Source organism: Pseudovibrio sp. Ad26, from assembly GCF_001623285.1.
Classification (GTDB): domain Bacteria; phylum Pseudomonadota; class Alphaproteobacteria; order Rhizobiales; family Stappiaceae; genus Pseudovibrio; species Pseudovibrio ascidiaceicola.
On record NZ_LMCE01000157.1, the window covers coordinates 76,033 to 89,242 of the forward strand.

Below are 13,210 nucleotides of genomic sequence, written 5' to 3' on the forward strand. Positions count from 1 at the left end.
GCGTTGTGTTTAAACGAAAAAGAAGGTCTCCAAACAGGAAGACCTGAGTGTAGCGCACCTCAACTGTTGGATGAAAATAAAGTGTCACTCTGAAGACTGGTGCGTTTTTGGAGACTTCGTCCGGCAAACATTACCGTGCTCGTGTTAGCCTGCGCGATTACCGGCAAGCCCCCTCTCCTTTTTTGAGTGATACTTTATTTTCATCTCACATCTGGCGCTTCGGCATAGAACTCAGAACCTTTGATTAGATCAGAAGATTCAAAAAGTGGCTTGATTTCCATAACAATTCACGACGCAATCTCTAATTGTCACTGTTTGACCGCTTCTCCCTTAGGAGTTGAAAGCTGCTTAGGCAGCTTTCACGTTCTCAAGGAAACTGGCAACTTCAGCCCGCAAGTTCTCGGAGAGATGGCCCAATTTTCCAGCAGCCTGATGCAGATCATTCGAAGCATCTTTTGTTCCCTGAAACTCACTGTCCAGATCCAGCATGTCTGTCGCGACCTGTGACACATTCAAGTGCGCGCTATTCAGGTCTCGGGAAATATCTTCAGTTGCCTGCTTCTGATCACCAACAGCTTCATTAATGCCAGTCGACAAGGAGTTGATCTGCTCAATCGTCTCACCGATTGAACGGATTGCTATCACAGCTTGCTCAGCAACCTTCTGCACCGACTCAACCTGCGTAGAAATCTCCTCAGTCGCTTTGGAGGTTTGACCAGCAAGGTTCTTCACCTCACTTGCGACCACAGCAAAGCCACGCCCAGCTTCCCCTGCACGCGCCGCTTCAATTGTCGCATTCAGCGCCAATAGGTTGGTCTGGTCAGCAATTTGATCAATCAGTTCGATCACCTCACCAATCGCCTTCCCACTTTCCACCAAACGCCCGACAATCTCATTGGTCTTATGCGCATGCACCGCAGCATCCTGCGCAAAGCGGGCAGCCTGCGTAGTGTTATCGCCAATCATCCCCGAAGAACGCGACACACCTTCTGCCGCTTCAGCCAATGCTTTCACGGAGGTTTGCGTGGTTTGCGCCACATCACTGGAAGATGTCATGGCACTGTGGGCGCCTTGCACACTTGCATCCAACTCTCTGGAGCGTGTCTCCACGGCCTGACTGATCTCCAGCAAATCATGCACCACATGACCAACAGAAGCCTCAAACTCCTGTGCAACGCTTGCTAAGGCATGCTTGCGTGCATCTGCAAGTTCCAGCTCCTGCTGAATCTTGGCTTTTGCATCAGCTTCAGCTTTATCTTTCAGCACAACACGGAACTGGGCAATAGAACGAGCAATTGCACCAATCTCATCCCCACGCTCTATGCACTTGATCTCAGTGTCCAACGCGCCTTCAGCCAGCGCGTCCAGACCACGTTGTAACGCAGCCATGTTGTTTCTCATGCCCCTTGCAATGACAACAGCCACAACAAAGAACAGAGCCCCCACAGGTGCACAGACCATCACAATGTACATAAGATTGTCGACAAGCAGCGTCTCCAGCGCACTTTGCCCATGATCAGACATAAGCTGCGACCTTAACGCCTCATCTCCCAGAGCAGACGTCAACACATCGTATATTGTAACAAAGGAAAATAGCGTACCGAGTGACATGATTGACATGGCCAGAAATACGACCAAGACAAACTTGCCCACCATCGATAGCTTAAAAACATGCGGTTGGGTAACCATCAATAGCCCCACTTCACCCATAAGTTTAATGTGAGTAATGTTACCCATGTATGTAAACAGAATACTACCATGAGGCTATGAATTGCATACATTTTCGAAAAAACAGCGATAAAATTTAATTTTCTGCAGACATTTCTGAATCTCAGCCAATATTCAAGGCATAACTGGCAAAGAATACTTCAAATATTAAAATCCGGTCCAACGCGTATCGTCAGCACGACCAGAAACCTCTGGCAATGCTTCTCCAGAGACAGTCAGTTTGAACAGATCACTCCCCGCTGCAGCTTTCCCGCCTTTATCGTCAGGTCCGATAAGCTTGGTTTCGGGAGAAGTTAAGCGTCCAGTCAGAACAATAAAGTTCGGATCATCTTTCACACCTTCAAAAATGAAGGCCGTCGCACTACCAAATATGCGCGCGATTTCTCGCTCCACAAAGTAAGCAACTTTCCGGTATCCAGCCCAAGTAAAGTAGACCCCGTCCGTCGCCCTCAATCGGCGGCGCTTACCGGTAATATCTGGTCCATGAGGCGTATACTCTCCCTCCTCACTTTGGAAGGCAGCCCAAATATCAACGAAGATCCCTCCAGCTGGTTCAACTTGCTCTTTGAACAAATCATTAAGATAGCTGAAGTTAGCACTCGTCAGATACTCGTCAGCCGGAGCAAGCCCCACCCAAATTAAAGGCAATTGCTCATTCCGGACGGCTGCAACCAGGGACGCTGTCCTGAAGCGGTATTCTTTCTTCCACTCTTCCCCTTGAAACTGCAGTTCTTCAGCGTAGCTGGCAAGCTGCCCATCAATAACGCCTTGTCCAACAACCTTGATGATCTGGTTATCGCGCGCGCCCAGAGAAACCACCACAAGACCTACGTCTTCACTCTTCAGCACAGCTGTCACATCTTCCGGCCAGTCCGGCTTTTTATCTGCAACAAGACCAATTCGGGGATAGACAAGCTTCTTGACCTTAATCGAAGGCGTTTCAGCATACACGGCCTTCAAACCATCAGCTAATCCCATCGCCAGATCATCACCAATGACCAGAAGGACCTTAGCGTCCTTACTCTTTTCTTTTTCAACGATCTTGGGAGTATTCACTGCGGCAACGCCAGCACTACGTTTTTTGCGCGTTGTGCTTCTGCGTCGCTTCTTTCTGGTAGGATTCGCCTGCTCAATTCTTTTATTCCCCCCACCAAACAACCAGCCAAAGAATGACTTGTTACCTTTTTTAGGGGCGCCTGTGCTGTTGGTTCGCACTTGAGCTACAACCTCAACGGGAATAACAGAAACACTGACAAAGCAAAGGCTTATCAGTGCCACAAACACAAAAGACAAAAAGGATCGTTGCATAATCGCGAGTCTCCAGCAGGAACCAACCACCAGCATTGGTTTCCTGCCATTAGGAAACCCGATTATGTTCTACCTTGCAACCTATTAAGAAGCTTTATTGAATCGTGACCATCTGGAACCAGTCCCGATGCTTTTTGATAAGCCTGAATAGCCTGACGGGTTCTTTGGCCAATCTTTCCATCTACAGCTCCAGGTTTATAACCCTTATCGGAAAGCCCCTTCTGCAACGCTTTTTTCTCGCTAAATGTCAAAGGGCGATCGCCGCGCGGCCATTCCACAGCAAACCCAGAAAGCCCGAGTAAACGATCAGAAAGGTGCCCAACCCCAAGCGCGTAAGCACTTGAGTTGTTGTAACGTTTGATCACGTAGAAGTTTTTGAGCAACAGGAACGCAGGGCCATTAGCTCCCGCAGGTGTATAAAGTCGCGCCATGTCAGCTCCACGTGGGAACTTCGAGCCATTTGCTCGCTTCACACCAAGTTTGCCCCAATTAGCAACAGACTGCTGCTTACGTTGGTTGCTCAAGCGGTAATTAAAGTTTTTTGGCAGAGTAACTTCATAGCCCCAGGTCTGCCCGGACTGCCAACCCATCTTATTGAGATAGGCTGCCGTTGAAGCCAATGCATCAGGAATGCTATTCCAGATATCCCTTTTACCATCGCCTGTAATATCAACTGCATAAGCTTGGTAAGTTGTTGGAATGAACTGGGTATGCCCCATGGCTCCCGCCCAAGACCCCCGCATCTGCGCAGGCGAAACATCACCATTTTGAAGGATCTTAAGAGCAGCAATCAGCTGTTTGCGCGCATACTTCCCGCGACGGCCACCATTATAGGCCAGTGTAGCTAGAGCACGGGGCGTTGAACGAACAATCGATGTATTGTCGAGAATACGCCCATATGAACTTTCCATTCCCCAAATCGCCAGCACCACATGGCGGTTTACGCCATATTTAGCCTCAATCCTATCAAGCCAGCCAGACCATTCATCCACCATACGGCGCCCATGGAGCACGCGGTCTTCTGAGACTGCACTATCCAGATACTGCCAGATAGCGCGCGTAAACTCAGGCTGGTTCTCTGCACTCTTCTTAATTCGCGGGTCAGGAGTCATCCCCTTGAAAACACGATCATAGAGTTGAGCATTAACGCCTTGAGCTACAGCAGTCCGCTTATAGCTTGCAATCCATTTTTGAAAATCACTCCCCTGAGCAAAGGCGTAGGAGTTACTGAAAAATAGAAACCCAGCGCACAAGACAGCTGGCAAAGAAGAAAATCGCATACTGCTTTCTCCGGTCACCCGAATGGGAGTTTGTTAGGCGCACTTTGCGCAGTCTTTTTGCTTAGCCCTCGGAGGCATTACTGCCATGACTGTCAACCATGGTAAAAAAAAGGCCGTTTTTAATCAAAACCCCTTTTTAAGCTTGTCAATTCTTACTAGTTGCGTCTTTGAAAAATTAACGCACTCTGAAACACTTCAAGATTTCAACGTCTTATCCGAAGACCAGCTTCAATGAGGCTGCTTGTGTAGTTGCTATTTGGCGTAGAGCTCTCAAACGCTCGGAACGTGTAGCGAGAAAGCAGTGCTGCGTCCTTGGAGAAAGCCCACACCAAACCGAAGGACCCAGATCCTTCCTGCTCAACAATATCTACCCCTTGATACGTCCTGTAGGTGTAGCCAAACTGAACATCACCAACCAAGTCCTGAGTAAACTGGTGCGCATACCGAACATCACCAGCATAAAGGATAGAACCGGAAGCACCGCTGATGTTCGTTCCGCTAAAGCTGGTTGCTCCACCAATAGTCACCGTATCCCGGCGTGTAGGAGACCAAACAAAAGCTCCATCAAAAATCAGTCCCTGCAAAGCATCAAGGCGATTGTCATCCAGATACTCAGCCCGATAACCGATACCCAATTGCCCCCGAAGCTTCGGTCCACGATCAATACGAACACCAGATTTTACAAAGTAACCACGTGATGTTCTGTCGAAGCAAGATGGATTACCGCTACAATCTTGATCATATTTCCGGACAAGAAACCCACCTTCCAAGTAGGGCTCAAACGCAGCTCCAGTATCAAATGATGTACGCAGAGTGACATCAAACACAGTATTATCGCGAGGCTGTGAACTGCTCATTTGTCCGCCGTAAACTGTGCGGTCCACACCAATGCCACCACGCAGCTGAACCAGAGAAACTTGTCTGCTGAGCGAGAACCGACCACCAATTTCCTGCACGGAGTTGGTACGCCCAGTTGATGACTCATTTTCAGCAGAGGAACGCTCCTCTCGCGAGAACGAATAAACACCATCAATATTGGCAGTTGTCAGATCGCCCAAGTCTAGGCGTACATTCCCACGACCGGTGACAACCGGTTGGTTATTGTCAGGTTCATCGAAGAAAGCACGAAGGCTACCTCGAAGCTCCAGCCCGAGTTCATGCCGCTCCCAATTAGAAACCACACCAACTGCCGCATCAACTTCATAAAACCCATCCGGTGTACCGCCATTTGCTTGCTCAGCATTGTCGGTCCAACCAAGTCCGGCATCAAACGATGGTGTCAGTCGCAATGATCCCAGTTGAATGCCAACAGGTCGGTCCTGAATGGTCTCACCATCAAAGATACCTTCATCAGCATTCCCGCCTCCACCAATCGGTCGTGAAAGACGTGAGGCAGCTGCGACTCTCTCCGAAAACTTGGCCGTCCTACTACTGCGACTAGCACCAGTGAGTTGCTGGCTAACAGTAGAAACGGAAGGCTGAGTTGCGGTGCGTGATCGCCCTTCTTCAATCAATTGTTCAAAGGGCGCTGCATCCGTTTCAGAGGGATTTTCGAAGTCCGCATTCGGTTCATTCTCAAAAGCGAGGCTATCCCTGAACTCCAGATCAATGGTTTGCGCGACTGCAGAACACCAAGGAAATGCGCCCAGCATCAAAACACAGGTCAAAATTAACCTGCTTTGAATGCTCTTCAAAACGTCAGGGCGCAACCACATAAAATATTCCAGCAATCCACCTTCAAATGAAGGAAATTCAACAAGCTCCACACTCGCCGAACATGGTTAACGTTTCCTTGCAAAGAGACGCTCTACCCTTGATTGTTTTCTCAATTTAGATTTGGTAGAGGGGAAACCAAGTCTTGCCCCAGAGTGTTCACAATGCACTCTTATCTAGTGCAGGAATCTTGCTGCAAAAGCGTCATTGTGCTCCTGAGAGCAAAGCCAAGAAGTAGTGCCAAATGCATATGCCATCATTTCTAACGCATGAAGACCGTCCTCTGCGCCCGGCTGATGAGTGGATACACTCCGCTGCAAAGACGATTGAAACTGAGATCGCTGCGCTCAACGCGTTACAGGCAAGTCTTTCCAACGGCTTGGCAGAACCTTTCACGAAAGCGGTAGAGACAATCGCTCATTCAAAAGGCCGCGTAATCGTCTCTGGTATTGGTAAGAGCGGGATCATTGGTACCAAACTGGCTGCGACGCTAGCATCCACCGGGACACCCGCTTTCTTCGTACACGCAAGCGAAGCAAGCCACGGTGACCTTGGCATGATCACCGAAGATGATGTGGTCATTGCACTGTCTTGGTCTGGCGAAACCCAGGAACTTGCAAGTCTGCTCGGCTTCACACGCCGCTTTAAAGTTCCGTTGATTGCTCTTACCCGCAACGCAGCTAGCGCACTTGGTCAAGCCTCTGATATCTGCCTGACATTACCTAAAGTACCAGAAGCCTGTCCTCATGGATTGGCTCCGACATCCAGCACGTTGATTCAGCTGGCCCTCGGAGATGCGCTCGCCATTGCTCTTTTGGAAGCAAAAGGCTTTACGGCTCAAGACTTTAAGGTATATCATCCGGGTGGCAAATTAGGTGCAAGCCTGATGCATGTAAAAGATGTCATGCACACGGGTGATCATTTGCCAGTTGCTCAAAACGGTATGCTCATGAAAGAAGCTCTCGTCTTGATGACCCAAAAAGGGTTTGGCGTTCTTGGCATCACCAATAATGACGGAGTACTCATTGGTGTCATCACGGATGGTGACTTACGCCGTCATATCAGCCCGAACTTTCTCGATATGAAAGTTGAGGATGTCATGACACATAATCCAAAAACAATCGAAGAAACGCTTTTGGCTCCGTCAGCACTGGAAGTGATGAACTCACTCAAGATCAGCTCACTCTTTATCGTCAGTAATGACAAGCCGGTTGGGATCATACGCACACTCGATCTTCTGAAAATCGGCGCGGCCTGATTCGTTCTTAGAACAAGCTCTTCAATGCCCGAGAGGTCTTCATCCTCGGGCATTTTGTTTCTCAAGGCCATCGTTGGTTCACATCTTCCAACAGCCCCATCCTATTTTTCCCATTTATTAGGATTTGGTTAGCCTTAATACCCCAAATTAACACTAGTTAAATTGCCTCATCAAAGGCGCACATTCGGGTAAGCTAAATGGATCTAGCCACGATAATCGGCGTTATCGCTGCTTGCGTAACTGTGCTGATAGCTATCTTTCTGGGTGGAAGCTTCAGTCAGTTCGTTGACCTTCCTTCCATATTGATCGTGGTTGGTGGCGGTCTCGCAGCCACACTCGTGAGATTCCCTCTAAATGGGTTGCTCAGTGCTTTTGGTATGGGAGCAAAACTCGCTTTCACCCATAAGAAGATCGAACCTCGCGAGCTTGTCGAGAACATCGCCCATCTTGCAGAAACGGCTCGCAAGGAAGGCCCACTCGGTCTGGAGAATGTCGAGATTGAGGAACCGACCCTCGCCAAAGGCATGCAATATGTGGCTGATGGTTACGACTACAATCTCATTCGCGACTCCATGGAGAAAGAGCGAGACCTCTACCTGACCCGCTTGAATGAAGGCGCTCGCGTATACCGCGCGCTTGGCGACTCAGCTCCTGCCTTTGGCATGATCGGGACACTTGTCGGTCTGGTACAGATGCTAGCGACTATGGATGATCCATCCACAATCGGCCCCTCCATGGCAATTGCGCTTCTGACAACGCTGTACGGCTCACTCATCGCAAACGTTGTGTGCATCCCGGTTGCCGATAAACTGGACTCCAAATTTGAGCAGGAAGAACTTAATCAAACCCTCGTCATCGACGGCGTTTTGCAGATTCGTGAAAGCAAAAGCCCATCGCTGATCCGCGAAATGTTGCTCGCTTACATCCCAGAAAAAGGCCGCAGCGATATGATCGAAGCGGCAGCTTAGTCTTTCGGGCAAGGGAGAAACACAATGGCAGGTAGAAAAAAATCAGCTCCCGCAGGCGCACCCGCATGGATGCTTACGTTTGCTGACTTGATGTCTCTTCTTGTGTGTTTCTTTGTTTTGATTATCTCGTTTTCCGTACAGGACAAGCAAAAACTTCAAGTCGTTGCAGGCTCCATCAAAGACGCATTCGGCATCAAACAGGTGACCAAACGCGCTGGTGTTCTTGAAATCGAAGGTGTGCCACTACGCGATTTCATGAAAGACATCACCTACGAGAAGCAAATTACAGACGCTGATTTTGCAACTGAGAGCCATCCAGAAAAGCGTAAACAAGGCCCGGAAGCAAACACCCACACCACCAAGAAGGCAGATATCGAGAAGCCGAGGCAGTTTGCAACCGCAGTCGTTTCGCTCCGGCAGGCATTTCAGGAAATGCCTGAGATCACGGAGATCTCCAACAACATCATTCTTGAAGAAACAGATGAAGGCCTTAACATCCTGATCGTGGATCAGGAAGGCCGTTCAATGTATCCGGAAGGGTCAAAGTACCCTTATGAGATAACAAGGCAGCTCCTCGCTAAAATGGCGCCTGTTCTGGCAAAAATGCCAAACCGTGTCCGCATTACCGGACACACGACGACAGGACAGCTCATCACAGCTCCAAGCGAAACTGGATGGGAACTATCAGCAGATCGCGCAAACACAGCGCGGCAGATCCTATCCGAGTATGGTCTGCCTTCGAACAATATTCATTCTGTAGTGGGAAAAGCTGATTCTGAACCTCTCTTCCCGAATGACCCATATCTTGCAGCAAACCGCCGCATTTCAATTCTGCTGATGGCAGAAGAACCGCCGCTGCCACCAGATTTCAATCCATACCAATAGGCCCCTAAGCCTCTTCACCTTCTGAAGCTGCTTCCACGATGAGCGTTGTGCCTTCTTGGCCAACGACTTTCACATGGGCTCCTGCTGGCAAATCAGGGCCATTTACACGCCATATAGAATCGCCGATCTCAAGCGTGCCTTTGCCATGAGCGAGTGCCTGCTTCAATACAAACACACGCCCTTGATATCGGCTCCCTCTTTTATTGAGATGCGGATCACCTTCTTTGTCATCGTCTTTAACAGTCAAACGACGACCAATAAGGAGGAAGCTGACGGACAAGACACCCCACAGCACAAGCTGCCAGCGCCAGTCCATATCAAAATATGCAACCAGAGCGCCAACAACGAGAGCAGCTGCCCCAAACCAGATCAGGAATGAGCCAGGAACAGCTAACTCAAGCCCAATAAGAACAAGCCCGGAGGCAAACCAAACCCAAGGTTCGACACTGTTTTGGAACAGCTCAATCAGCATATCGATCAGCCCTCTGAACTACCGGTGTTTGGAATACGGCTGGAACGACGGTGTTCGTTGTCCCTCAGTACTTCTTTGCTTATTTCAGCAATACCAGCAAGGCTTCCGATCATCCCAGTTGCTTCCATAGGCAGGATGAGAGTTTTCTGGTTTGGAGACTTCGCAAGTTCACCGAACGCTTCAACGTATTTGTTAGCAACAAAGTAGTTGATCGCGCCCATGTCACCTTTTGCAATTGCCTCAGAAACCATCATGGTAGCCTTAGCTTCAGCTTGTGCCAGACGCTCACGCGCTTCAGCATCACGCATAGCAGCTTGCTGGCGGCCTTCCGCTTCCAGAATGAGTGACTGCTTCACACCTTCTGCCTTAGCAATTTCAGCCTGCCGGGCACCCTCAGCTTCCAGGATCGAAGCACGCTTCTCACGCTCAGCTTTCATCTGACGACCCATCGCATTAACCAGATCGTTCGGAGGGTTGATGTCCTTGATCTCAATACGGGTGATCTTCACGCCCCATGGTTCACAGGCCGCATCAACGACACGCAGCAAACGAGCATTGATCTCATCACGATTGGAGAGCAGTTCATCAAGATCCATGGAACCCATAACACTACGAATGTTGGTCATGGTCAGATTTAGAATCGCATTCTGCAGGCCCAGCACTTCATAAGCTGCCTGAGAAGCGCTCAATACCTGATAGAAGGTCACACCATCAGCAGTAATCGTTGCATTGTCTTTGGTGATCACTTCCTGCGCAGGAACATCAAGCACCTGCTCCATCATATTCAACTTGTGACCAATCTGGTCAATAAAGGGGATGATGATGTTCAGGCCCGGGTGCAGTGTTTTCCGGTATTTTCCAAAACGTTCAACCGTGTAGTTGTAGCCTTGAGGAACCATCTTCGCGCCAGCAAATACAACAAAAATGATCACAGCCACTAAAATGAGGACAGTAATCGAACTACCTGTCAAAATATCCATATCTATTAGTCCTTTGGAGGAATTTGCCTAAACTATCGTAGCTTTGTCCCATTAAAACCAGAGAAAACTGCACGAATAAATGCCAAAGAGCACCGCTTCCCAAAAGAAACCAGTGCTCTTCTTTACATAGTAAATTAAAACTTAATTTCTAGATCCAGCCCTGAAGCTCACGACGAACCACATTCTCTAGCACGGCCATACCTTCAGGAGCGTCATTGAGACATGGAATATGCGTAAACTGCTCCCCTCCATGTTCCTCAAAGATCTCCGCTGCTTCACCAGCGATTTCTTCCAAGGTTTCAAGGCAGTCAGCAACGAAACCTGGGTTCAAAACAGCAATCCGTTTGACACCTTCTTTTGCCAGTTTCTCAACTGTCTTGTCCGTGTAAGGCTGTAACCATTCTTCCGGACCAAAACGAGATTGGAAGGTGATCTGAAGCTTCGTCTCATCCCACCCCAGCTTCTCACGCAACAAGCGAGTCGTTTTCTGACAGTGGCAGTGATACGGATCGCCCTTATCAAAGTAGCTCTGCGGAATGCCGTGGAAAGACGCGAGAACCATCTCTGGCTCTTCATCCAGCTCACTGAGCTTGTTCTTGATCGAAGCAGCAAGCGAGTCGATGTAAGTATCGTCATCATGATAAGGCGGCACAATACGAATGGTCGGCTGCCAGCGCATCTTCAAAAGTGTACGAAAGACCTCATCGTTTACGGTCGCCGTCGTCGAAGCTGAGTATTGCGGATACAACGGGAAGACGAGAATACGGTCGCAACCCTTTTCCTTCAGCGCATCAAGACGGCTCGCAATGGATGGATTGCCATAACGCATAGCCCAATCGACAACAACATTGTCACCCAGACCCGAAAGCATCTCAGAAAGCTTGTCAGATTGGCTCCGTGTAATGGTGCGTAACGGACTTTCATCCAGCTCGTTGTTCCAGATCTCTTTGTAGGCCTCACCGGACTTTTGCGGGCGCTTGCTCAAGACAATTCCATGCAAAATGGGCAACCAGAGAAAACGCGACCACTCAATGACGCGGCGATCTGAGAGAAACTCTGCCAGATAACGACGCATGGACCAGTAATCTGTCCCGTCTGGTGTCCCAAGATTTACAAGAAGCACACCCACTTTCCCAAAGGAGACCGGAGGGTGGTTTTCTTGCTTTGTTGCGTTACCGCTTATGCTCTGGTTCATGAGACCCCTATGCGCATCAGATCCAATCCAACTGCTAAATAGAGTTTCCCAATGCTCGCGCCAAGGTCAAACCCTATGATTTTCTGATTATTACCGTGAAACTACCCAAAATAGAAAAATGCCAGCCCACATACGCAGACTGGCATTCTCAAAATCGATCAAATCAAAAGCTGCTATGCAGTCACTTCACGTTCATCAGAAATCACTTTGCCATCGTTTGGCAAGGTATTGGGGGCAACCAGCTCCACATCACCATTGAGGCCAGTGTGCTCTTTCAGAGATTTTTTCAAAGCCGCAATGAATTCATCACTTGCAGCTTCAGTCTCGACCTTCAGGATCATATGGTCCTGCTCCCCCTGACGCACGACTGAGAGACGCGCACGCCCGGCCTCATCACCAGCGTTTTTGCGCAGACGCTCAATCTGTGCCGGGTCAACAAACATGCCCTTCACTTTGGTACGTTGATCTGCACGTCCCATCCACCCTTTCAGGCGCATGTTCGTACGACCACAAGGCGAGATGCCCGGTAGCACTGCAGATAAATCACCCGTTGCGAAACGAATAAGCGGATAGGTTGGCGAGAATGTCGTCACGACCAACTCACCAACCTCACCCGGCTCAACAGGCTCTCCTGTTCCCGGACGAACGATTTCAATGATGAAATCTTCGTTGGCAATCAGGCCTTCCATGGCTTCACTTTCATAAGCCACGATACCTAGATCAGCCGTCGCATAGGCTTGCAGAACCTTCACACCGCGATTTGCGTATTCCTCACGCAAGCTCGGATAAAGGGCACCACCAGAAACAAGACCATGCTTGATGGAGCTTACATCCGCCCCCAACTCGGCAGCACGGTCTAGAATAACCTTCAGATAGTCCGGAGTACCGGCATAAGCCGTTGGGCGCAGGCTCGAGATCGCAGAAACCTGCATATCCGTATTACCGATACCAGCAGGAAACACCACACAACCATATGCACGTGCACCCTGATCCAGAATGAACCCACCCGGTGTCATATGGTAGGACAGCGCATTGTGAACGATATCGCCCGGACGAATTCCAGTCGCATGGAACGCACGCGCTGATTTCCATGGATCAGCTTCAGATCCCTGCGGTTCCCAGATTGGTCCCGGAGACATAAAGATGCGTTTGTATGTAGAAAAATCGCCAGCAGCAAACCCACCAAGTGGGGGCTCTTCAGCCTGAGCAGCAAGAAGGTCCGACTTTCGGAGAACAGGGAGCTTAGCCAAAGCTTCACGGCTCGTGACTTCAGCTGGATCAACATCTGCCAGATGTTTCGCCCAACCAGATGCCTCACTCTTTGCCATGGCAATCTGCCCTGGCAACCGAGCCATCAAATCGGCTTCACGTTCCTCTGGAGACCGGATCTCCAACTCGTCAAAATATTGGTGTCCCATAGAAG

The 13,210-nt window shown here is 49.5% G+C and carries 11 protein-coding genes; 3 read left to right on the plus strand and 8 right to left on the minus strand.

The window, feature by feature from the left end; genetic code table 11:
* Positions 1-348: 348 nt before the first annotated feature.
* The 4 genes from PsAD26_RS27010 to PsAD26_RS27025 all read right to left on the minus strand — a co-directional run bounded on the left by PsAD26_RS27010 (position 349) and on the right by PsAD26_RS27025 (position 6,031).
* Complete coding sequence (locus PsAD26_RS27010; RefSeq protein WP_208985893.1) at positions 349-1,689, minus strand: methyl-accepting chemotaxis protein; 1,341 nt, start codon at positions 1,687-1,689, stop codon at positions 349-351.
* Positions 1,690-1,875: 186 nt separating this feature from the next.
* Entirely contained in the window at positions 1,876-3,036 is a 1,161-nt protein-coding gene (locus tag PsAD26_RS27015) for a DUF459 domain-containing protein (RefSeq protein WP_208985894.1), read from the minus strand.
* Positions 3,037-3,098: 62 nt separating this feature from the next.
* Positions 3,099-4,316 (minus strand): lytic murein transglycosylase, encoded by a 1,218-nt coding sequence (locus PsAD26_RS27020; RefSeq protein WP_063312874.1) that lies wholly within the window; start codon positions 4,314-4,316, stop codon positions 3,099-3,101.
* Between the two features lie 203 nt (positions 4,317-4,519).
* Entirely contained in the window at positions 4,520-6,031 is a 1,512-nt protein-coding gene (locus PsAD26_RS27025; protein WP_208985895.1) for an outer membrane beta-barrel protein, read from the minus strand.
* 242 nt (positions 6,032-6,273) lie between these two features.
* On the opposite strand from PsAD26_RS27025, the gene PsAD26_RS27030 reads away from it, so the two are divergent.
* From PsAD26_RS27030 to PsAD26_RS27040, 3 genes are all read left to right on the plus strand, one after another.
* Positions 6,274-7,287: a KpsF/GutQ family sugar-phosphate isomerase gene (locus PsAD26_RS27030; protein ID WP_063312876.1), complete on the plus strand. Its 1,014-nt coding sequence runs from the start codon at positions 6,274-6,276 to the stop codon at positions 7,285-7,287.
* A gap of 197 nt (positions 7,288-7,484) precedes the next feature.
* Positions 7,485-8,255, plus strand: a complete 771-nt coding sequence (locus PsAD26_RS27035) for a MotA/TolQ/ExbB proton channel family protein (protein WP_008551696.1) — start codon at positions 7,485-7,487, stop codon at positions 8,253-8,255.
* 24 nt (positions 8,256-8,279) lie between these two features.
* Positions 8,280-9,140: a flagellar motor protein MotB gene (locus PsAD26_RS27040; RefSeq protein WP_057461830.1), complete on the plus strand. Its 861-nt coding sequence runs from the start codon at positions 8,280-8,282 to the stop codon at positions 9,138-9,140.
* Positions 9,141-9,144: 4 nt separating this feature from the next.
* Here the strand turns inward: PsAD26_RS27040 and PsAD26_RS27045 are convergent, their stop codons facing one another.
* The 4 genes from PsAD26_RS27045 to PsAD26_RS27060 all read right to left on the minus strand — a co-directional run bounded on the left by PsAD26_RS27045 (position 9,145) and on the right by PsAD26_RS27060 (position 13,205).
* Entirely contained in the window at positions 9,145-9,612 is a 468-nt protein-coding gene (locus PsAD26_RS27045) for an NfeD family protein (protein ID WP_063312877.1), read from the minus strand.
* Between the two features lie 5 nt (positions 9,613-9,617).
* Positions 9,618-10,592 (minus strand): SPFH domain-containing protein, encoded by a 975-nt coding sequence (locus PsAD26_RS27050; protein WP_057461832.1) that lies wholly within the window; start codon positions 10,590-10,592, stop codon positions 9,618-9,620.
* A gap of 148 nt (positions 10,593-10,740) precedes the next feature.
* Positions 10,741-11,787, minus strand: coding sequence for a ferrochelatase (gene hemH / locus PsAD26_RS27055; RefSeq protein ID WP_063312878.1), 1,047 nt, complete (start codon positions 11,785-11,787; stop codon positions 10,741-10,743).
* Positions 11,788-11,960: 173 nt separating this feature from the next.
* Positions 11,961-13,205, minus strand: coding sequence for an AMP-binding protein (locus PsAD26_RS27060; protein ID WP_063312879.1), 1,245 nt, complete (start codon positions 13,203-13,205; stop codon positions 11,961-11,963).
* Positions 13,206-13,210: the final 5 nt, after the last annotated feature.

Bases quoted from the DNA above. Each gene is read 5' to 3' on its own strand.
- PsAD26_RS27010 (WP_208985893.1), bottom strand. From the start codon at position 1,689: ATGGTTACCCAACCGCATGTTTTTAAGCTATCGATGGTGGGCAAGTTT.
- PsAD26_RS27015 (WP_208985894.1), bottom strand. From the start codon at position 3,036: ATGCAACGATCCTTTTTGTCTTTTGTGTTTGTGGCACTGATAAGCCTT.
- PsAD26_RS27020 (WP_063312874.1), bottom strand. From the start codon at position 4,316: ATGCGATTTTCTTCTTTGCCAGCTGTCTTGTGCGCTGGGTTTCTATTT.
- PsAD26_RS27025 (WP_208985895.1), bottom strand. From the start codon at position 6,031: ATGTGGTTGCGCCCTGACGTTTTGAAGAGCATTCAAAGCAGGTTAATT.
- PsAD26_RS27030 (WP_063312876.1), top strand. From the start codon at position 6,274: ATGCATATGCCATCATTTCTAACGCATGAAGACCGTCCTCTGCGCCCG.
- PsAD26_RS27035 (WP_008551696.1), top strand. From the start codon at position 7,485: ATGGATCTAGCCACGATAATCGGCGTTATCGCTGCTTGCGTAACTGTG.
- PsAD26_RS27040 (WP_057461830.1), top strand. From the start codon at position 8,280: ATGGCAGGTAGAAAAAAATCAGCTCCCGCAGGCGCACCCGCATGGATG.
- PsAD26_RS27045 (WP_063312877.1), bottom strand. From the start codon at position 9,612: ATGCTGATTGAGCTGTTCCAAAACAGTGTCGAACCTTGGGTTTGGTTT.
- PsAD26_RS27050 (WP_057461832.1), bottom strand. From the start codon at position 10,592: ATGGATATTTTGACAGGTAGTTCGATTACTGTCCTCATTTTAGTGGCT.
- hemH (WP_063312878.1), bottom strand. From the start codon at position 11,787: ATGAACCAGAGCATAAGCGGTAACGCAACAAAGCAAGAAAACCACCCT.
- PsAD26_RS27060 (WP_063312879.1), bottom strand. From the start codon at position 13,205: ATGGGACACCAATATTTTGACGAGTTGGAGATCCGGTCTCCAGAGGAA.